Below are 19298 nucleotides of genomic sequence, written 5' to 3'. Positions count from 1 at the left end.
CGAAGGTGTTGCGAGGCGCCGCGCTCGGCGCGGGCCTCGCCGGCACACTGGCCTTCGCCGCTCCGGCGATGGCCTCGTACACGACGAGCCTCGACGGCTCGACGCTCCGGATCGCCGGTGACGGCGCGTCCGACACGCTGCACCTCGTCACCGACAGCACGACGCTCTACGGCGACGTCGGCGCCGACGGCACGATCGACTTCACCTACCCGCGCGCCGCGCTGACCGCCGTGGGCGTGACCGCGGGCGGAGGTGACGACGAGGTCCGCGTCCAGGGCCTCCTCGAGCACCTCACCGTCGACGGCGGCAGCGGCAACGACACGCTGTTCGGCGGCGCCTCCGCCGACACGCTCCTCGGCGGCACCGGCAACGACCTCGTCGACGGCAACCAGGGAGCCGACACGGTCGCGCTCGGCGCCGGCGACGACCGCTTCCAGTGGGACCCGGGCGACGGCACCGACGCCGTCGCCGGCGACGCGGGCACCGACACGCTCGCCTTCAACGGCGCGAACATCGGCGAGGAGCTCTCGCTGACCGCGGACGGCACGCACGCCCGCTTCACCCGCAACGTCGCCGCGATCGCCATGGACCTCGCGGCGGTCGAGCAGGTCGACGTCCGCGCACTCGGAGGCGCCGACACGATGACCGTCGGCGACCTGGCGGGCACCGGCGTCCGCGCCGTGGCCGTCGACCTGAGCGGGTTCGACGGCAACGGCGACGCCGCGGCCGACCGCGTGATCGTCAACGGCACCGACGGTCCCGACAAGGCGGTGCTCGCCACGGACGGGACGACCGGGATCGTCGACGGCCTCTCGGTCGACGTGCGTGCCACCGGCATGGAGCCCGCCGACACCGTCACCGCCGCGCTGCTGGCCGGCGACGACACGGCGTCCGCCTCCGCCGCGCCCACGGGCACCGTGCAGGTCGGCGCCGACGGCGGCGAGGGCACCGACACCGCCACCTACGCCGGCACGCCCGGCGACGACACGATCGGCGTCGGCCCCAACGGCGGTCCCGTCGCGGCGTTCGCGACCGGCGCGCCGACCTTCAACGCGGCCGCGGTCGAGCGCCTGCTCGTCAAGGGCGGCACGGGCGACGACACGCTGTCCGGCCTCAACGGCATCGCGACGCTCACCGCGCTCACCATGGACGGCGGCACCGGGGACGACCGGGTGACCGGCGGCGACGGCGACGACAAGCTCCTGGGCGGCGCCGGCGACGACCTGGTGGACGGCAACCGCGGCGTCGACACCGTCCGCGGCGGTACGGGCGACGACCACCTGCAGTGGGACCCGGGCGACCAGTCCGACGTGGTCGAGGGCGACGGCGGCACCGACACGCTCGACTTCAACGGCGCCAACGTGGGCGAGAAGATCACGCTGGCCGCCAACGGCCCGCGCGTGACCGTGTTCCGCAATATCGCCAACATCACGCTGGACATGGACGGCGTCGAGGCCGCGGCGATCCGCGCGCTGGGCGGCGTCGACGACGTGACCGTCGGCCACCTCGCCGGCACGGACCTGCGCTCCGCGGCCGTGGACGTCGCCGGCTTCGACGGCGCGGGTGACCTCGCCGTCGACCGCGTGGTCGCCGAGGGCACGACCGGCGCCGACCGCGTCACGCTCGGCTCCGACGGCACCACCGCGGTCATCTCCGGCCTCAAGCCGACCGTGCGCGTGACCGGGCTCGAGCTCCAGGACAGCGCCACCGCCGCGCTGCTCGACGGCGACGACACGACCCTCGCCAGCGCGGCCGCGACCGGCGAGGCGCGCGTGAACGCCGACGGCGGGCCGGGCACGGACACCGCCACCTACACGGGCACGGGCGACGGCGACACGATCGGGATCGCGCCCGACGGCGCAGGCGTCGTCCGCACCTTCGCCCCGGGCGCGCCGCTGCTGGGCACGACCGCGGTCGAGGAGCTCGTGGTCAAGGGCGGCGAGGCCAACGACACGATCAACGGCCTCAACGGCATCGGCCTGCTCACCCACCTGACGCTGGACGGCGGCAACGGCGAGGACACGCTGCGCGGTGGCGACGGCGACGACCTGCTGCTGGGCGGCAACGGCGACGACCTGGTCGACGGCAACCGCGGCTCGGACACGGCCCGCATGGGCGCCGGCAACGACCACTTCCAGTGGGACCCGGGCGACGGCAGCGATGTCGTCGACGGCCAGTCCGGCCTCGACGAGCAGGACTTCAACGGCTCCAACGCGGGCGAGGACATCGCGCTCACCGCGACCGCGGACCGGCACGTCCACGTCACCCGCAACATCGCCGCGATCGACCTGGACCTCGCGAACGTCGAGGAGTGGGCGGTGCGCACGCTGGGCGGCGTCGACAACGTCGCCGTGCACGACCTCTCCGGCACGCCGCTCAAGACGGTGCGCGTGGACCTCGCGGGCTCCGACGGCGCCGGGGACCTGGCGGCCGACACGGTGACCCTCGACGGCACGCCGAAGGCCGAGCGGATCAACCTCACGCGTGAGGGCGACACCGTGATCGAGGCCGGGCTGCCGACCTTCGCCTACCTCACGGGGTCCGAGCCGACGCTGGACACCGTGCACATCAACAACCTCGAGGACGACGGCGTCTACGTCGGCCCCGGCGTGCGCGACCTGATCAAGGCCACGTTCCGGCTCTGACCCCCATGCACCGGACCGGCTCGGCGTCGCCGAGCCGGTCCGGCCGCTCGTCACGCGAGCGTGAAGCGCGCGACCATCCGCTCGAGCTGCTCGGCCGTGGCCGCCAGCTCCTCGGCGGAGGCCGCGATCTCCTGCGTGGAGGCGGACGTCTGCTGCGTGGCCGCCGACACCTGCTCGGCCGAGGCCGACGACTGCTCCGCGACGCTCGCGACGTCGCCGATCTCGCGCTCGAGCTGCTCGCCACCGGCGGAGATCTGGTCGACGGCGGCCGCGATCTCCGCGGCACGCGCCGCCATGTCCTCGACCGAGCCGCCGATCCGCAGGAACGCCTCGCGCGTGTGCGTGACCGTGGTCGCGCCCTCGGCGGTGCGCGCGACGCCGTCACCGGCGACCGACACGGCGTTGCGCGTCTCCGCCTGGATCTCGCCGATCAGGCCGCTGATCTGCCCCGCGGCCGCCTGCGACTCCTCGGCGAGCTTGCGGACCTCCTCCGCGACGACCGCGAAGCCCTTGCCCTGCTCACCCGCCCGGGCGGCCTCGATCGCGGCGTTGAGCGCCAGCAGGTTCGTCTGCTCGGCGATCGCGGTGATCGTCTCGACGATCCCGCCGATCTGCTCGGACTTGGAGGCGAGCTGCTCGATCGCGCCCGTGACCTCCTCGGAGGCGGCACGCACGGCCGTCATCGCCTGGGTCGCGTGCTCGGCGGCGTCGACGCCCTCACGGGCCAGCTCACGCGCCTCCTCGGCGACGCGGGCCGCGGCCTGCGCGTGCTGCGCCGAGTTGCGCGCCGCCGTGGACACCTGGTCGCCCGCGTCGCGGGCGCTGGAGACGCCGCGCACCTGGCGCTCGGCCCCCATGGCGACCTCGCCGATCGCGGCTGCGATCTCCCCGACCGCGCGGCCGGCCTCCTGCGACGTCGACGCCATCTCCTGTGAGGCGGCGGACAGCGTGCCCGCGCTGTCGTTGACGCCGCCCACCAGCTCGCTCAGGTTCGCGACCATGCCGGTCAGGGCGGTGCCGAGCGCGTCGCGCTGCGAGCGCGGGTGCACCTCGGCCGTGAGGTCGCCCGCGGCGACGCGGTCGGCGGCCGTGGCCATCTCCTGCAGGTAGGCGATCATGCGCTCCATCGCCTTCGCGAGGTCGCCGATCTCGTCCTTGCTCGCGACGTCCAGCTCGGTGCCGAGGTCGCCCTCGGCGATGCTGTCCGCGGCGCCCAGGACGCGACGGACACCCCTGACGATGGCGTTGGCGACCACGAACGCGATCGCGAAGCCGACCAGGCCGGCGACGATGATCAGGAGCAGCGAGAGCAGCTTGGCCGAGGCGGCGGCGTCGACGCTGTCGGCATCGCCGGACTTCGCCAGCGCGACCTTGGACTCGAAGAGCTTCGTGAACGCGCCGGCGACGGCGCCGAACGCGGGAACGCCCTCGGCCTTGTTGAGCGCGTACGCCTCCGCCTCGCGGTTGGCACGCGAGAGCGCCAGGACGCGGTCGCGAACCTTGCCGTACGCGTCGCGCGCGGTCATGAGCTCCGCGAACGAGCGCTTGCCCGTGTCGGTCTGCAGCGTCCGCTCGACGGCCGCGAGCCGCTTGTCGGTCTCGGCCGAATTGGCGGCGATCTTGCCTTCCAGCGCCTGCTTGTCGGCCCCGGACCGCTCGAGCATGTGGTTGTTCAGGAACGCCCGGTTCTCGTTGAGCTTGGCGCGGGCGACGCCCATGTCCGCCAGCGGCACGGCGGCGTGCGTGTACATGGCGTGGGCTTCGTCGGCGACCGTCGTGGTGCCGCGCATGCCCACGAACCCGACGACCGCCATCAGCGCGATCAGCAGCGCGACGATCGCCAGGAGCTTGGTCTTGATTGAAAGCCTCATGTTCAGCTCATCGACCGCCCCTCCACCGATCTGCTTCGGGAAAGTACGGAAGAGAACCAGACCGGCAACTTCTCTGACCGCGCCTCCGTCGATCAGACGTCCTGGAGTCGGTCGACCAGACGAGCGGCGCGGCCGAGCTCGGCCAGCTCGAGCGCGCGCCGGAACGGTGCGTCCGGCGGCACGACCACCACGAGCCGCTGTGCGCGATCGGACAGCCCGAACAGGATGCGGATGCCGGCGCTGCCGATGAAGGTCAGCGCGGACAGGTCCACGATCACCGGCTCGCCACCCAGCCCGGCGAGCTCCGCTTCGACGTGCCGCTCGTTGACCTCGTCGACCTCCCCGACGATGCGGACGATCGTCGCCTCGCCCGAGCGTTCGAGCTCGACGAGCGCGGGGCCGGCCGGTGGGACCTCGACCACGAACCCGGCGGGCCGGTAGCGGGCGGTGACGGTGGTCCCGTCGGTGCCTTCGTCGATGTCGACGGATGTCATCAACCCCCGGACGATCACCAGGCCGCGTCCGCGGACGCCGGGATCGGCCGGTGGCGGGCGCCAGCGGCCGCGGTCGCGCACGACGAGCACGAGCGACCCGCCCGGGGAGCGGCTGAGCGAGACCTCGACCGACCCTTCTCCCTCGCCCCCGTAGGCGTGCTCGACCGCGTTCGCGCACAGCTCTCCGGCGGCGAGCACGAGCATCTCGGCGTCGCCACGGTCCACGTCGGCGGAGGCGAGCCAGCCGCGCATCGCCTCGCGCACGACCGCCAGCTGGTCGGCGCGGGCGGCGAACCACAGCCGCAACGGCGTGAGCGCGGGCCGGTGGACGCGTGCGACGAGCAGCGCGACGTCGTCCGTGCGGTCCGCCCCGTCCAGGAGCGCCGAGACCAGCTCGGTGGCGAGCGCCTCGGGCTCGGCGTGGCCGGCCGCGACCGCCGCGGCCGACAGCCGCGCCAGCCCGGCGTCGAGCGTCTCGTCGCGGCGTTCGATCGCGCCGTCCGAGTACAGGATGAGCGTGGCCCCCTCCGGCACCGTGGCCATCGCGTCCACGTACATGTGCCCGAGCGCGCGGTCGAGCGGGACGCCGCGCGCCCGGTCCAGGTAGCGGGTGGAGCCGTCCGGCAGGAGCAGCAGCGGTGGCGGATGCCCGGCGGCGGCGTAGCGGACCTCGCGGGCGGCCGGGTCGATCACGGCGTAGGCGACGGTCGCGCCGCGCGCGCCGGGCACGCCGTCGGCGTAGCGGCTGAGGAGCTGCAGCACCCGCGCCGGGGAGCGCCCTTCCAGGGCGTAGGCACGCAAGGCGCCGCGCAGCTGGCCCATGGCCGCGGCCGCCCCCGGGCCGTGCCCGACGACGTCCCCGACCGCGATCCCCACCCGACCCGCGGTGAGCTCGAGCGCGTCGTAGAAGTCTCCGCCCGCCGCGGCGCCGTCCGCGCTCGGCAGGTAGCGGACCGCGAGCTCGACCCCTTCGGCCCGTGGCAGGCCGCTCGGCAGCAGCGCCTGCTGGAGGGTGAGCGCCAGGTCGTGCTCGTCCTGGTAGCGCTGCGCCCGCCCGAGCGCGTGGCCGCACAGCCGCGTGAGCGTGAGCAGGTAGTCGCGGTCAGCCGGCGCGAACGCGCGCGGCGTGTCGAACACGAGCCCGATCGCGCCCAGCGCGGCGCCCTCGTTCGTCAGCGGCAGCAGCGCCGCCGCCTGCGCCTGCGGCCGCACCTGGGCGAACAACGGGTAGCGGCCGAAGATCGCGTCCGCGCCCTCCAGCCACAGCGCCGACCGGGTGCGCGCGGCCTCGGCCAGCGGCAGGTCGGCGTCCAGCGAGAACGACCGGAAGCGCTGCATGGTGCTGTCCGCGTGCCCGGCGGCGTGCGCGAGCTCGAGCGTCCGCCGGCCGTCGTCGAGCAGCGCCACCCACGCGCTCGAGGCACCGAGTGCCTCCGCTCCCTGTGCGGCCGCCGTCGCGGCGACCTCGTGCGGCGTCAGCGCCCGGGCGAGGTCGGCCGTCGTCGCTTGCAGCCGGTGCAGCCGGCTGTGCAGCGAGGCGCGCTCGAGCGCGTGCGCCGATACGCGGGCCAGCGCCTCCAGCAGCTCGCGCTCGGCGGGCAGGAACGCCCGCGTGTGGTCCCCGCGGAACACCGCCAACGCGCCGAGCACGACGTCCGCGCCGGCGAGCATCGGGACCGCGCACAGCGAGCCACGGTGGATGCCGGAGAGCGCCGGGTAGCGCTCGGCGATCTCCGCGGGCGAGTCGGCGGCGACCGTGCGGCGCTCGCGCGCGGCGCGCGGCGCGGGCAGCGCCTCGTCCAGCGCGAGCGTCCCGTACGCCTCGACGACGTCGGCCGGATAGCCCCAGGACCCGACGACCTGCAGCCGGTCGCCGCGCTCGAGCGCGTAGACGATCCCGCCCGTGCCGCCGAGCGCCCGCGCGCCATGCTCGGCGACGGCGGCCCCGACGTGCTCCGGCGTCAACGCGCCGGACAGAGCCGACGTGACCCCTAACAGCGCCTCCAGCGCTGCAAAGCGTGCCGCGTGGTCGGGTCCGGTGCTCGTGCTCAGCCTGTCGCGAACACTACTGCCGCTTGACGGTCGCGCTCGTCGCTCCCGCCGCCTGGTAGCGGTAGGAGGCCCCGACGGTCAGCCGCGTCGTCCAGCTCCAGTAGCCCTGCGAGTCGGTCTTGCGCGTGCCGATCGTCTTCCACGAGGAGCTCCCGGCGAGCTTGCGCTGGACCTTCACGCTGCGCGTCTCGCGCGTGCGCACCTGGCCCCAGAGACGGCCCTTGCCGGCGTCGAGCGCGAACGGCATGGCGAAGTGCTTGAGCGCCGGCTTCGCGCGGCCGTCGGTGAAGCGCAGGCCCGACTGCCAGCCGCCGTTCTCGTTGTTGAGGCTGCGCGGCTCGTCGTACCAGAGGTACTGCGCGAACAGCTTCACGCGCGGGTTGCGCCACGCCTGGTACGCGGCGCGCTGGAGCCACTGGTCCTGCTGCGCCAGCGAGATCCCGGCGAACTTGTCCGGCGGGTTCGTCTGGTAGCCGAACTCGTCCAGGTAGAGGCCCAGCTTGCTCGTGGTGCTCTTGAGCCGCTTGGCCTTCTGGAGCTTGTCGAGCGTGGAGGTGAGCCGCGAGAGCGACGCGATCGACACGTCGTCCTTGTTCGGGAACACCTGCTCGGGAGCGGCCAGGACGCCGTGCGGGTGGAACGCGAAGCCGTCGGCCTGCGGCGCCTTGAAGCCCTTGCAGCGGCCGTTGGACTGCTTCTTGAACGTGGCGTCGACGCAGCCGAGCGCGCGCAGGAACGCGAGCGGCGTGTGGTTGGAGTTCTCGGTCGTGAGCCGGCTGCCGCGGCTCGACATCGCGCCGATCAGGACCTTGGCGGTGCGGTCGGCGCCGTGGATCGCCGGGTAGGCGGCGTTGACGAGGTCGCGGTACAGGTGGGGCGAGACCGAGTTGCACACCTTGCCGAAGCAGGCCGCCTGCGGCCGCAGCCAGCCGCCGAGGTTGGGCTCGTTCCAGACGATGTACGTGTCCACGCGGTCGGCGTAGCGCTCGGCCACCAGGCGCGCGTACTCGGCGAACAGCTTGGGATCGGGGTCGTAGCGGGTCTCGCCGCGCTCCGAGCGCCGGCTCACCCACAGCGGCCCGGGGCCGGTGATCGTGAGGATCGGCTTCATGTTCGCGCCGACCACGCGGTTGACGGCGTGGTCGAGCTGGTCCCACGAGTACTCGCCGGTCGGCGACGACGGCGCGACCCGCGACCACAGCGCGTAGATGCGCACGGTCTGGATGCCGTTCTGCTGCCACTCCAGGAGCGCCTTGTCGGCCTCCGCGCCGCCCTGCAGGAGCAGCCGGTCGTCCGCGATCCCCAACTGCGGCCCAGCGGCGTGCGCGGGGGCGGAGAACACGAGCAGAGCAGCGAAGACGGCGAGAAGCAGGCGCATATGTGTGACCCAAACGCGATTACTCCTGCCGGAGTTGCGGTGTAATCAACGGATGGCTACGACCGACGTGAGCGAACGCGAGGCTCGGCAGGTCGCCGAAGCCGCGCGCGAGCAGGACTGGAAGCTGCCCAGCTTCGGCAAAGAGCTGTTCCTGGGCAACTTCCGGTTGGACCTGATCCATCCCCAGCCCAAGCTCGACGCTGCCGCTGTCGAGAAGGGCGAGGCGTTCCTGAAGACCCTCCGCACGTTCCTCGAGGAGCGGGTCGACCCGCTGCAGATCGAGCGCGACTCGAAGATCCCCGACGACGTGATCGAGGGCTTCAAGGGGATCGGCGCGATGGGGATGAAGGTCGCCGAGGAGTACGGCGGGCTCGGCCTCTCGCAGGTCTACTACAACCGCGCGCTGGCGATGGTCGGCACGTACCACGGCGCGTTGGGCGCGCTGCTCAGCGCGCACCAGTCGATCGGCGTGGCCGAGCCGCTGCGCATGTTCGGCTCCGAGGAGCAGAAGCGCGAGTGGCTGCCCCGCGTGGCCAAGACCGACATCTCCGCGTTCCTGCTGACCGAGCCGGACGTCGGGTCCGACCCGGCACGCGTCGCGACCTCCGCCGAGCCGACCGAGGGTGGCTACATCCTCAACGGCACGAAGCTGTGGGCCACGAACGGCGCGATCGCCGACATCGTCGTCGTGATGGCGCGCGTGCCCAAGTCCGAGGGCCACAAGGGCGGCATCAGCGCGTTCGTCCTGGACTACAAGACCGAGGGCGTGACCGTCACGCACCGCAACGCGTTCATGGGCCTGAAGGGGATCGAGAACTCGGTCACCGAGCTCAAGGACGTCTTCGTGCCGGCGGAGAACCTGATCGGCAAGGAGGGCTGGGGTCTCAAGATCGCGCTCTCCACGCTCAACACGGGCCGCCTGGCGCTGCCGGCGATCTGCGTCGGCCAGTCCAAGTGGGCGACGAAGATCGCGCGCGAGTGGTCGTCCGAGCGCGTCCAGTGGGGCCGGCCGATCGGCAAGCACGACGCCGTCGCCCAGAAGAACGCGTTCATCGCCGCGTCCGCGTTCGGCCTGGAGGCGATGCTCGACGTCGCCTCGCGCCTGGCCGACGAGAAGCGCAACGACATCCGCATCGAGGCCGCGATCGCCAAGCTCTACGGCTCCGAGCTGGGCTGGAAGGTCCTCGACGACCTCCTCCAGGTCCGCGGTGGCCGCGGCTACGAGACCGCCGAGTCGCTGAAGGCGCGCGGCGAGAAGCCGATCCCCGCCGAGCAGGCGCTGCGCGACATGCGCATCAACCGCATCTTCGAGGGCTCGACCGAGATCATGCACCTGCTGATCGCGCGCGAGGCCGTCGACCAGCACCTGCAGGTGGCGGGCGACATCCTCGAGCCCGAGACCCCGCTGCCCGACAAGGCCAAGAGCGCCGTCGCGGCGGGCACGTTCTACGCCAAGTGGCTGCCGAAGCTCGTCGTCGGCGAGGGGCACAAGCCGTCCGGCTACGACGAGTTCGGCTCGCTCGCGACCTACCTGCGCTACGCCGAGCGCTCCTCGCGCCGGCTCGCCCGCTCGACGTTCTACGCCATGGGCCGCTGGCAGGCCAAGCTCGAGCAGCGCCAGACGTTCCTCGGCCGGATCGTCGACATCGGCGCCGAGCTGTTCGCGATCTCCGCGGCGGTCGTCTACGCCGACACGATCGCGCGCGAGACCCCCGAGCGCGCCGACGCCGCCCGCGAGCTGGCCGAGCTGTTCTGCGCGCAGGCCAAGCGCCGCGCGGACGAGCTGTTCCACGCGCTCTGGTCCAACGACGACGACGCGGGCTACTCGACCGCGGTCAAGCTCCTCGACGGCCGCTACACGTGGCTCGAAGAGGGCATCGTGGACCCCTCCGACAGCTGAGCGAGGATCAGGGCCAGCCCTTTCGCACCGAGCACGAGGTCGGCGACGCTGATGCGCTCGTCGGCCACGTGGCTCAGGCCGGTCTGGCCCGGGCCGTAGACGAGTGAGTTGGTGATGCCGGCGTTGTGGACGACGAAGCGCTGGTCGTCCGAGCCGGCGGAGATGAGGATCCGTGGCTCCAGGCCGAGCGCCCGCACCGCGCGTTGCGCGGCCTGGACCACCGGCTCGTCGGTGGAGACGAGCGTCGGCTGCGTGGAGTAGAGCTCGTGGTAGGTGTGGCGGACGCCGTCGAGCGGCGCGAGCAGCTCGCGCCGGGCCTCGTCGAGGTCCTCGCCCGGGATCAGCCGCCGGTTGAAGGTGACCGTGCACCGGTCGGGGACGATGTTCGTCGCGTGGCCGCCGCGGATCGTGTCGAACGAGAGGGTCGAGCGCTGGTTGTCGGGCGTGACGCCGTAGTCGGTCACGCGCTGCTCGAGCCGCGGGCGCAGATGCTCGTCCAGGTGCGCGAGGTAGCGCGCCATGCGCTCGACCGCGTTGACGCCCAGCTGCGGCGCCGAGCCGTGCGCCTGCTTGCCGAAGATCGTGATCTCGCCCCAGATCGCGCCCTTGTGGCCGATGCCGACGCCGTCGGGCCCGAACGGCTCGGTGATGATCACCGCGTCCCCTTCGAGCAGCCCCTGCTCCACCAGCCAGCCCATGCCGGCGTTGCGCACGCCGACGGTCTCCTCGTCGGGGACGGCGCTTTGGTGGACGTTGGGCCGCAGGCCGACCGCGCGCAGCGCCTCGACGGCGATGAGCTGGGCCGCGAGGCCGCTCTTCATGTCGGCGGCACCGCGGCCGTAGACGTGGCCGTCGGCCAGCTCCCCGCCGAACGGGTCCCGGGTCCAGTCGTGGCCGACGGGCACGACGTCGTAGTGGCCGTTGAGGTGGACGAGCGGCCCGTCGCCGGCGAGCTTGCCGATCAGGTTCGGGCGCGGCAGGCCTTGGCCGAGCGGTGCCAGCGCGGTGGGTGCGCGATGGACCTCCGTGGCGTAGCCGTAGCCGTCCAGGACCGCGCGCAGGTCGGCGACGAAGTCCTCGTAGGCCTCCCCGGGCGGGTTGACCGTCGGGAACCGGATCATCCGCTGCAGCAGCGCGACGAGCTCGTCGGCGCGCGCGTCCACCGCCGCGAGGATGTCAGCCGTCGAGCGCAATCCACACGTTCTTGGTCTGGCTGTACGCGAGCAGCGCCTCGATGCCCTTCGAGCGTCCGTAGCCGCTGCGGCCCATCCCGCCGAACGGCAGCTCGACCCCGCCGCCGACGCCGTAGCCGTTGACGAACACCTGCCCCGCCCGGATGCCGGACGCGACCCGGTGCGCGCGCCGGAGGTCCTTGGTCCAGACGCCGGCGACGAGCCCGTAGGCGGTGGCGTTGGCGAGCTGGACGGCGTGGCGCTCGTCGTCGATCGGCGCCGCGACCAGCACCGGGCCGAAGACCTCCTCCTGGAAGATCTCCATGTCGGCCTTCACGCGCGTGACGAGCGCCGGCTCGAGGAACAGCCCTTCCCGCGGCGCGCCGCCGAGCACGCGGGCGCCGGCCAGCCGGGCCGTCTCGAGCATCCCGGTGGCGCGGTCGTGCTGGCGCTGGGAGATCAGCGGCCCGAGGTCCGGATCCTCGATGCCGGGGCCGATCCTGACGGTGGCGAACGCGGTCGCGACCCGCGCGCAGACGTCCTCGTAGATCGCCTGCTCGACCAGCAGCCGCGAGCCGGCGGAGCAGCTCTGGCCGGCGTTCTGCAGCAGGCCGCGCACGATCGACGGGACGGCGCGCTCGAGGTCCGCGTCCGCGAAGACGACGTTCGGCGACTTGCCGCCCAGCTCCAGCTCGACCGGGACCAGCCGCCGCGCGCAGACCGCGGCCACCTCCGCCCCGGTGGCCGCGGAGCCGACGAACGTCACGTGGTCGACGCCGGGATGGCGGACGAGCGCGTCGCCGGTCCTCCCGTCCCCGGTCGCCACCTGGAACAGGCCCGGCGGCACGCCCGCGGCCTCGGCGATCTGCGCGAGCCGCAGCGGCGTGATCGACGCCAGCTCGGACGGCTTGAGGATCACCGCGTTGCCCGCCGCGAGCGCCGGGGCGGCGCACCGGGCCGCGACCTGCAGCGGGTAGTTCCAGGGGATGATCTGCGCGCACACGCCCCACGGCTCGCGGACCGTGTAGTCGAGCGCGTCGGGGCCGAGCGGAATCTGCCGGCCTTCCAGGCGCTCGATCGACCCGGCGTAGTACTCGAGGTAGCGGATCGTGGCGCGCACGTCCGCCTGGCTCTGGGACAGCGGCTTGCCGGTGTCCCGGGTCTCGAGGTCGGCGAGCTCGTTGCCCTGCTCCTCGACGAGCGCCGCCATCCGCAGCAGCGCCTTGCCGCGCACGTAGGGCGTGCGCCAGTCGCGCTCCTCGGCCAGCGCGCGGCGCGCGTCCTCGACGAGCTCCCCGACCTGCGCGGGCCCGGTGGCCGGAAGCTGGGCGAACTCGTGCCCCGTCGAGGGGTCCACCGCCATGAATGACGTCACAGGTCGCGTCCCGCGTCGATGTTGAAGACGGCGCCGGTGACCGCCGTGGCGGTCGCCAGGTAGACCGCGGCGTCCGCGATGTCCTCGGGCTCGACCAGGCGCTTGAGCGGCAGCGCCTGGGCCACGTCGGCGTCGAAGCCGAACCCGCCCAGCATCGGCGTGTTCGCCGGGCCGGGGTTGATCACGTTCACCCGCACGTCGGGGGCCAGCTCGGCGGCGAGGCCACGGGCGAGCCCGATCACGCCCGCCTTGGCCGCGACGTACGCGGCGAGGCCGGCGCGCGGGCGGCTGGCGATGATCGAGCCGGTCTGGATGAGCACGCCGCCCTTGAGCTTCGGCGCGGCCACCTGGGCGGCCACGAAGAGGCTCGTCAGGTTGACGTCGAGCACCCGGTCCCACTCCTCGCGCGTGATCTCGGCGAGTGGCTTGACCGTCTCGGGGATGCCCGCGTTGTTGAAGTAGACGTCGATCCGATCGTGCTTCGCGAGCAGCGCCTCGACGTCCTCGCGCCGGGTCACGTCGGCCCGGTGCGGCGTCGCGTACGGCAGGCCCGCGCACGTCTCGTGGGCCTTCTGGAAGTCCACGTCGGCGGCGAGCACGCGCGCGCCGGTGGCCGCGAACCGGCGCACGGCCGCCCGCCCGATCCCTGACCCCGCTCCGGTGACGACGACCAACATCGGCCGGTAGCGTGGCACGGATGCGGATCGCAAGGGTCATCCAGTGCGTCGACGCCCACGCCGAGGGCGAGCCCAGCCGGATCGTCGTCGGCGGCGTGCTGGACGTGCCGGGCACGACGATGCTCGAGAAGATGCGCGCGCTGGAAGCCGACGACACGCTGCGCCGCGTGCTGTTGTTCGAGCCGCGCGGGTCGGCGCCGCTGAGCGGCGACATCGTCTTCGAGTCCGCCCATCCGGAGGCCGACGCCGGCTTCGTGATCATGGAGTCCTCGTCCTACGAGGGCATGTCCGGCACGAACACGATCAACACCGCCGCGGTGCTGCTCGAAACCGGCGTGATCGCGAAGGTCGAGCCGGTGACCGAGCTGGTGCTGGAGGCGCCGGCGGGGCTCGTGCGGGTCCGGGCGTGGGTCAGCGACGGCGTCGTCGAGCGGATCGAGTTCGAGAACGTGCCGTCGTTCGCGACGGCGCTGGACGCGCCGGTCGAGGTGCCCGACCTGGGGACGATCACCGTGGACGTGGCCTACGGCGGCGCGTTCATCGCCTTCGTGGACGCGGGCGCGCTCGGCTTCTCGATCGGGCCCGACGAGGCACGCGAGCTGGCGACGCTCGGCGAGCGCATCCGCCCGCACGTCAACGAGCAGCTGAGGGTCGCGCACCCGCTCATCCCGGAGCTCTCGCACCTCTCGTTCGTCGTCTTCACCGCGCCCCCGCGGGTCGGCGGCGACGGGCGGCACGCGACGATCGTCTCCCCCGGCCGGCTGGACCGCTCGCCCACGGGCACGGCGACGTCGGCGCAGATCGCCGTGCGCGCCGCGCGCGGGACGATGGCCGAGACCTACACCGCCGAGAGCGTGATCGACACGCGGTTCGTCGGGCGCGTGGTGTCGCGGACCCAGGTCGGCTCCCTCGACGCCGTCGTGCCGGCCGTGTCGGGGCGGGCGTGGATCACCGGCTACCACCAGCTCGTGGTGGACCCAAGCGACCCGCTCGGCGGCGGCTTCAAGCTGGGCGACACGTGGGGCGCCGGGGACGTCGAGGGCACGCTCAACGTCCGCGGCTGACCGCCGCGCGCTCGATGATGTCGACCACGGCGTCGAGTGGCACGGCGGTCGAGTCGATCGTCAGGTGGTAAAGCGCCGAGTCGTGCGGATCGGCGTGGTAGAAGTGCTTGACGTAGGCCTCGCGGGCCCGGTCGTTCTCGTCCAGGCGCTTGCCGACGGCCTCCTGGTCGTCCCCGTCCCCGAGCCGCTGGGCCTGCTCGACACGGCGCTCACGCGGGCCGTCGAGCCGGACGTGCAGCGCCCGCGGGTCGTCGCGCAGCACGAGCGCGCCGGCGCGACCGAGCACGACGAGGGCACCGTCCGCCGCGTGCTCGCGGATGACCGCCTCCGTCGTGCGGCGGTAGGACTCCTCGTCGACCGCGTCCGGGGCGGTCTCCGCGCCGAACGCGAGCCCGATCGGCGCCAGCCGCATCGCCATCCGGCTGAAGACGCCGCCGATCGACTCGTCGCGCGCCTTGGCCTCCTCGAGCGGGATCGCGAGGCGCTCGGCGACCTCGGTCGGCAGCGCGCGGTCGAAGAACGGCACGCCGAGGCGCTCCGCGAGCTGCGGCCCGACAAGGGCGCCACCGGCGCCGTAGGAGGCCGAGACCGTCACGATCGTCATGGCTCCAGTGCTACCCCGGACGTCGAGTTAGGGTCACCTAACAAATCCTGATAGCGTTGGTCGGAAATGGAAGGCTTCTCCCGTCTCGCATGCGGCGGCTGCCCTCCCGTCGCCGACCTCCTGCTGGCTCTGGCCGGCGAGTTCCGCGACGTGGACGTCGCCGCCACCGACGCCCGGCTCGACGAGCTGGCCCTCCCGCTGTTCGGCCTGGCGACCGGTGACCTGCAGGTCGCCGCGGCCGAGCTCGCGAACATCCTCGACACCGACCCGGGCTTCGACGCCGACCGCTCGAGCGTCGCCGGGCTGTGGCTGGACGCCGCGCTGGAATCCCGCGCCGGCCACCCGCTCATCCTCGCCGCGATCGCGACCGAGGTCGGGCGCCGCGCCGGCCTGCACGTGCACGTGCTGTCGGCTCCGACGGGCTGGTACGCCGGCCTCGGCGACGGTGACCGGCTGTGGCTCGTGGACGCGACGATGGACGGCTCGAAGGCGGACCCGTGGAGCCTCCGCCGCCACTGCGCGCACGAGCTGGCCTTCGCCGCGCTGCTCGGGCTGTCGGAGCGCTACGAGAAGGTCGGGGACCACGATCGCGCCGGCCGCGCAGCCATGCTGCGCAGCCGGCTGCCGATGCGTTAGCGCGCGACCGCGATCATGCGTGGCGCGCCGACCTCGTAGGGGCCGTCGTCGCCGCGCAGCTCGACGTCCGCGAAGCCCGCGGCGTGCAGCATCCGCACCACCTCGCCGGTGGTGTGGACGTAGTAGGCGGCGCGCCCGTGCTCGACGACGCCGTCGGCCTCGAACTCCGACTCGACCTCGAGCCGGCTCTCCTGCGGGCGGTAGGTGCGCGCCGAGCGCATGGTGATGCCACCGAAGCCGTGCTCCGACCGCCCGCTGACGCCGCGCGCGAGCATCGACTCGGCGACCGCGCCGGACTCGAGGATGAGCGTGCCGCCCGGCTTGACGACGCGCCGCAGCCCTGCGAGCGAGCGGGCGGTGTCCTTCGGCGCGAGATAGCCGAAGCTGTTGCCCCAGCTGAGTGCCGCGTCGACCGGGCCGATGTCCGGCAGCGCCCGCAAGTCGCCCTGCTGCAGGCGCAGACCGGGCGGCGCGAGCGCCAGCGCACCCGGCGCGATGTCGATGCCGGTCACGTCGTAGCCGGCCTCGGCCAGGCGACGGCTCAACCGGCCGTCGCCGCACGGGACGTCGAGCACGGAACCGCTCGGCGGCAGCAGCGCCGCCACCACCGCGAAGTCCGCGTCGAGCATCGCCTCGCCGGCCGCCTGCCAAAAGCGTGCGGCCAGCCCTTCATGGAACCCCACGAACCAATCGTCGGGAACGCGCATTTCGATGAGACCTCCGAACGGAGCTGAACAGGGACTGAGGTACGGCCCGTGTCAGCCGGCGGCGGTGCTGTGATGTGCGGTGATGAAGAGCAGAGGCGTCCGGTGCCCAGAATAACCGCCCTTCAGCGCGTCGTCCAGCACGTGCAGACGCTCGGCGACCCCTCCGCATGGGAGGTCGCCGACATCCAGCACGACCTCTCGCTCGCGCTGATCGACGCCGTCTGGTCGATCGGCGTGCGCGCCGGCGGCGTCGCCAACGTGCTCGCCCGCTATCAGGCCCTCCGCGACGACGCCGACGGCACCCCAGCCGACCTCGCGGCCTGGATCGAGCGCATCGGCGGCCCGGAGGCGTTCGCCGACGCCGTCAAGAACCGCCAGCGCACGAGCACCACGAACGGCATCCTCAAGGCCGAGGCGGTACACCGCGAGGCCACGCTGCTGGCCGGCGCCGGGGTGACCGACGTGAGCGGGCTCACCGATGCGGTCCGCGAGCTGTGGATCACGGTCCCGGGCCAGAAGTCCGGCACCTCGTGGGACGCGCTGCTGATCGCGACCGGCCACGACACCGTCAAGGCCGACCGGATGCTGCGCCGCTTCGTCGCCGCCGCCACCCGCACCACCGAGGCCAAGGTCAGCGCCGCGCGCGCTCACGAGCTGGTGGTCGCCGCCGCGGCCGAGCTCGGCGTGAGCGCCCGGGCGCTCGACTACGCGATCTGGAGCTACGAGAGCGCGGCGCCCGCCCGCAGGACCCGCGCGACCGCCTCCGGGTCGTCGTAGGTCGGCATGTGGCCGCACCCGGCGAGGAACAGCTCCTGGGCGGTCTCCGGCACGTGCGCCGGGCGCGACACGAGCTTGTCGTGCTCGGGCCAGGCGAGCGTCAACGGCACGTCGATCGCGTCGAGGCCGGTGAAGCGCCCCGCGCGCATCCCGCGGTTCGCCGCCTCGAAGCCGGGCGCGTCGCCGTAGGCGCGGACGATCCGCAGCGCGTCGGGGTACGGCACCCGCTCCGGGTGCGCCATCGTGCCGATCAGCGCCGCGCGCTTGCCGCGCGGGCGCCGCAGCAGGACGGGCAGCGCGGGCGAGAGCGCACGCGCCGCCAGGCGGGCGGTCGAGCGCTTGGGCGCGAGCGGCTGCGCCCACAGGCCCGCCGGCGCGATCGCGGTGACTGACGCGGCCCAGCCCGCCAGCGCCAGCTCCAGCGCGACCCAGCCGCCGAGCGAGATCCCGGCCACGTGCGGACGGCCGGAGCCGAGCCGCGCGTGGATCGCCTCCGCCAGCTCGCGCGGTGTGACCGTCTCCTCCCCACGCAGCGGCGGCTGGGTGCCGAAGCCGGGCAGGTCGAGCGCGACCACGTCGCCGCTCAGGAAGGGCAGGACCGGGTCCCAGATGTGCCGGTCGGTCCCGAGCGGGTGCAGCAGGACAAGGGACAAGGAGCGCCAGGATGGCACGCCCGCAGCACTTGCGGCTGGCGAACCGCCCGCGAGGTCGGCACACTGCCCGTCGATGTCTGTCGTCGCTCGCCTTCTCGGAGCGTTGCTCCTGTACGCCGTTCTCGCCGCTCCCGCCCAGGCGCAGGAGTACCAAGCGAGGTTCGAGAACCAGTGCTGCTACTTGACGCTCGAGAGCGGCGAGGTGGTCTCGCAGTTCTTCGAGTACACGAACACCGGCACGCAGTTCTGGTCGAACGCCGATGTCTTCCTGGGAACCTCGAACCCGCAGAACCGGGCGTCGCCCTTCGCGCATCCGTCGTGGATGTCGAACTTCCGGGCCGCGCGCGTCTCGCCGCAGGCGGTCGCCCCCGGTCAGCGCGGGCGCTTCGACTTCCAGATCCTCGCGCCCTCGGTGGCGACGCCGACCACCTACCGCGAGGTGTTCGAGGTCGTCCGCGAGCAGGTGGCGTGGGTCGCGGGCTCCGGCGTCTACCTGGACTACACGGTGCTGCCGTCGCTGCCGCCCTCGGTCGGCTTCAAGAGCGTCGAGCCGACGACGAACCGCGCCGGGACGCTCACGGCGACGGTGGACGCGACCGACAACCGCGGCATCCTGCGCGTGGACTTCAGCGTGGGCGGCAAGACGTTCACGGTCAACAGCCCGCAGGCGGACGGGCGCACGTTCACGCTCAGCGTGCCGGCCGACCAGGTGCCCGCCGGCACGCACACGCTGATCGCCCGCGCCATCGACCACGTGGGCAACTTCGCCACCGCGACCGCGGGCGTGACGCTCACGCTCGCCGACCGCGACGGGGACGGCGTGCTCGAGGACACCGACTGCAACGACTTCGCGCCGCTGGTCAAGCCGGGCGCGACCGAGATCCCGGGCAACGGCCTCGACGAGGACTGCAACGGCACGGACGCCCTGCCGACCGTCGCCGCGAGCTTCCAGAACCAGTGGCTGGCGAGCACCAAGACGACGAAGGTGACGACGCTCAAGGTCCGCGGCGCGCCGGTCAACGCGCGCGTCGAGCTGCGCTGCGCCGGACGCGGCTGCCCGTTCTCGGTGCGCCGCTTCAACGCCAAGGGCGGCACGCTGGACCTGCGCCGGCAGTACTTCCGCAAGGCCAAGCTGCGCGTCGGCGCGACGCTCGAGATCCGCGTGCTCGTGCCGGGGTTCAACGGCAAGGTCGCCCGCTTCACCATGCGCAAGCGGCGCGCGCCGCTCACCGCCTACCTGTGCCTGGCACCGGGCGCGACGAAGCCGACCAGGACTTGCGCGTGAGCGTGCCA

15 protein-coding genes are annotated in these 19298 nt (G+C 73.2%); 6 read left to right on the top strand and 9 right to left on the bottom strand.

Translation table 11 applies throughout. The features are described from left to right. Positions 1-5 precede the first annotated feature (5 nt). On the top strand, positions 6-2645 hold the full coding sequence (locus tag C8N24_RS34245; RefSeq protein WP_170179349.1) for a beta strand repeat-containing protein: 2640 nt from the start codon (positions 6-8) through the stop codon (positions 2643-2645). Positions 2646-2695: 50 nt separating this feature from the next. Here the strand turns inward: C8N24_RS34245 and C8N24_RS23305 are convergent, their stop codons facing one another. From C8N24_RS23305 to C8N24_RS23295, 3 genes are all read right to left on the bottom strand, one after another. Beyond that, positions 2696-4516 (bottom strand): methyl-accepting chemotaxis protein, encoded by a 1821-nt coding sequence (locus C8N24_RS23305; protein ID WP_121254651.1) that lies wholly within the window; start codon positions 4514-4516, stop codon positions 2696-2698. A 92-nt stretch (positions 4517-4608) separates the two neighbouring features. Next, positions 4609-6975, bottom strand: a complete 2367-nt coding sequence (locus C8N24_RS23300) for a SpoIIE family protein phosphatase (protein ID WP_121254649.1) — start codon at positions 6973-6975, stop codon at positions 4609-4611. Between the two features lie 100 nt (positions 6976-7075). After that, positions 7076-8440 carry a cellulase family glycosylhydrolase gene (locus C8N24_RS23295; RefSeq protein WP_121254647.1) on the bottom strand — a complete coding sequence of 455 codons (1365 nt, stop codon included), beginning with the start codon at positions 8438-8440 and terminating at the stop codon, positions 7076-7078. A gap of 52 nt (positions 8441-8492) precedes the next feature. Between C8N24_RS23295 and C8N24_RS23290 the strand changes: the two genes are divergently transcribed. Continuing rightward, positions 8493-10340, top strand: coding sequence for an acyl-CoA dehydrogenase family protein (locus tag C8N24_RS23290; RefSeq protein ID WP_121254645.1), 1848 nt, complete (start codon positions 8493-8495; stop codon positions 10338-10340). Here C8N24_RS23290 and C8N24_RS23285 read toward each other — a convergent pair. From C8N24_RS23285 to C8N24_RS23275, 3 genes are read right to left on the bottom strand one after another with little or no spacing between them, the layout of a single operon-like run. Beyond that, a complete protein-coding gene (locus tag C8N24_RS23285; RefSeq protein WP_147447945.1) occupies positions 10295-11503 on the bottom strand; it encodes a M20 family metallopeptidase in 1209 nt (402 codons plus the stop codon). The two genes, C8N24_RS23290 and C8N24_RS23285, sit on opposite strands and share 46 nt — an antisense overlap. A gap of 13 nt (positions 11504-11516) precedes the next feature. Continuing rightward, on the bottom strand, positions 11517-12875 hold the full coding sequence (locus C8N24_RS23280) for an aldehyde dehydrogenase family protein (protein ID WP_121254641.1): 1359 nt from the start codon (positions 12873-12875) through the stop codon (positions 11517-11519). Positions 12876-12883: 8 nt separating this feature from the next. Then, positions 12884-13564 (bottom strand): SDR family NAD(P)-dependent oxidoreductase, encoded by a 681-nt coding sequence (locus C8N24_RS23275; RefSeq protein ID WP_147447944.1) that lies wholly within the window; start codon positions 13562-13564, stop codon positions 12884-12886. Positions 13565-13584: 20 nt separating this feature from the next. On the opposite strand from C8N24_RS23275, the gene C8N24_RS23270 reads away from it, so the two are divergent. After that, positions 13585-14628, top strand: a complete 1044-nt coding sequence (locus tag C8N24_RS23270; protein WP_121254637.1) for a proline racemase family protein — start codon at positions 13585-13587, stop codon at positions 14626-14628. Here C8N24_RS23270 and C8N24_RS23265 read toward each other — a convergent pair. Further along, entirely contained in the window at positions 14612-15232 is a 621-nt protein-coding gene (locus tag C8N24_RS23265) for a cytidylate kinase-like family protein (RefSeq protein ID WP_121254635.1), read from the bottom strand. The genes C8N24_RS23270 and C8N24_RS23265 overlap by 17 nt on opposite strands. A gap of 66 nt (positions 15233-15298) precedes the next feature. On the opposite strand from C8N24_RS23265, the gene C8N24_RS23260 reads away from it, so the two are divergent. After that, positions 15299-15868, top strand: coding sequence for a transglutaminase family protein (locus C8N24_RS23260; protein WP_121254633.1), 570 nt, complete (start codon positions 15299-15301; stop codon positions 15866-15868). Here C8N24_RS23260 and C8N24_RS23255 read toward each other — a convergent pair. Next, complete coding sequence (locus tag C8N24_RS23255; RefSeq protein ID WP_170179348.1) at positions 15865-16551, bottom strand: class I SAM-dependent methyltransferase; 687 nt, start codon at positions 16549-16551, stop codon at positions 15865-15867. The genes C8N24_RS23260 and C8N24_RS23255 overlap by 4 nt on opposite strands. 126 nt (positions 16552-16677) lie before the next feature. Between C8N24_RS23255 and C8N24_RS23250 the strand changes: the two genes are divergently transcribed. Continuing rightward, on the top strand, positions 16678-17352 hold the full coding sequence (locus tag C8N24_RS23250; RefSeq protein ID WP_147447943.1) for a hypothetical protein: 675 nt from the start codon (positions 16678-16680) through the stop codon (positions 17350-17352). Here C8N24_RS23250 and C8N24_RS23245 read toward each other — a convergent pair. Continuing rightward, positions 17295-18005, bottom strand: a complete 711-nt coding sequence (locus C8N24_RS23245; RefSeq protein ID WP_170179347.1) for an alpha/beta fold hydrolase — start codon at positions 18003-18005, stop codon at positions 17295-17297. The genes C8N24_RS23250 and C8N24_RS23245 overlap by 58 nt on opposite strands. Positions 18006-18078: 73 nt before the next feature. Here C8N24_RS23245 and C8N24_RS23240 point away from each other — a divergent pair, with 73 nt between their 5' ends. Further along, positions 18079-19290 carry a MopE-related protein gene (locus tag C8N24_RS23240; protein WP_147447942.1) on the top strand — a complete coding sequence of 404 codons (1212 nt, stop codon included), beginning with the start codon at positions 18079-18081 and terminating at the stop codon, positions 19288-19290. The last annotated feature ends 8 nt before the right edge of the window (positions 19291-19298 follow it).

Origin of the sequence: Solirubrobacter pauli (genome assembly GCF_003633755.1) — a bacterium.
Lineage (GTDB): Bacteria > Actinomycetota > Thermoleophilia > Solirubrobacterales > Solirubrobacteraceae > Solirubrobacter > Solirubrobacter pauli.
Note: the sequence above shows the minus strand (reverse complement) of the source record. Positions and strands in the feature narration are given on the sequence as shown.

Coding starts and splice junctions, on each gene's coding strand:
- C8N24_RS23305 (WP_121254651.1), bottom strand. CDS start 4,516: ATGAGGCTTTCAATCAAGACCAAGCTCCTGGCGATCGTCGCGCTGCTG.
- C8N24_RS23295 (WP_121254647.1), bottom strand. CDS start 8,440: ATGCGCCTGCTTCTCGCCGTCTTCGCTGCTCTGCTCGTGTTCTCCGCC.
- C8N24_RS23290 (WP_121254645.1), top strand. CDS start 8,493: ATGGCTACGACCGACGTGAGCGAACGCGAGGCTCGGCAGGTCGCCGAA.
- C8N24_RS23280 (WP_121254641.1), bottom strand. CDS start 12,875: ATGGCGGTGGACCCCTCGACGGGGCACGAGTTCGCCCAGCTTCCGGCC.
- C8N24_RS23275 (WP_147447944.1), bottom strand. CDS start 13,564: ATGTTGGTCGTCGTCACCGGAGCGGGGTCAGGGATCGGGCGGGCGGCC.
- C8N24_RS23270 (WP_121254637.1), top strand. CDS start 13,585: ATGCGGATCGCAAGGGTCATCCAGTGCGTCGACGCCCACGCCGAGGGC.
- C8N24_RS23265 (WP_121254635.1), bottom strand. CDS start 15,232: ATGACGATCGTGACGGTCTCGGCCTCCTACGGCGCCGGTGGCGCCCTT.
- C8N24_RS23260 (WP_121254633.1), top strand. CDS start 15,299: ATGGAAGGCTTCTCCCGTCTCGCATGCGGCGGCTGCCCTCCCGTCGCC.
- C8N24_RS23240 (WP_147447942.1), top strand. CDS start 18,079: ATGTCTGTCGTCGCTCGCCTTCTCGGAGCGTTGCTCCTGTACGCCGTT.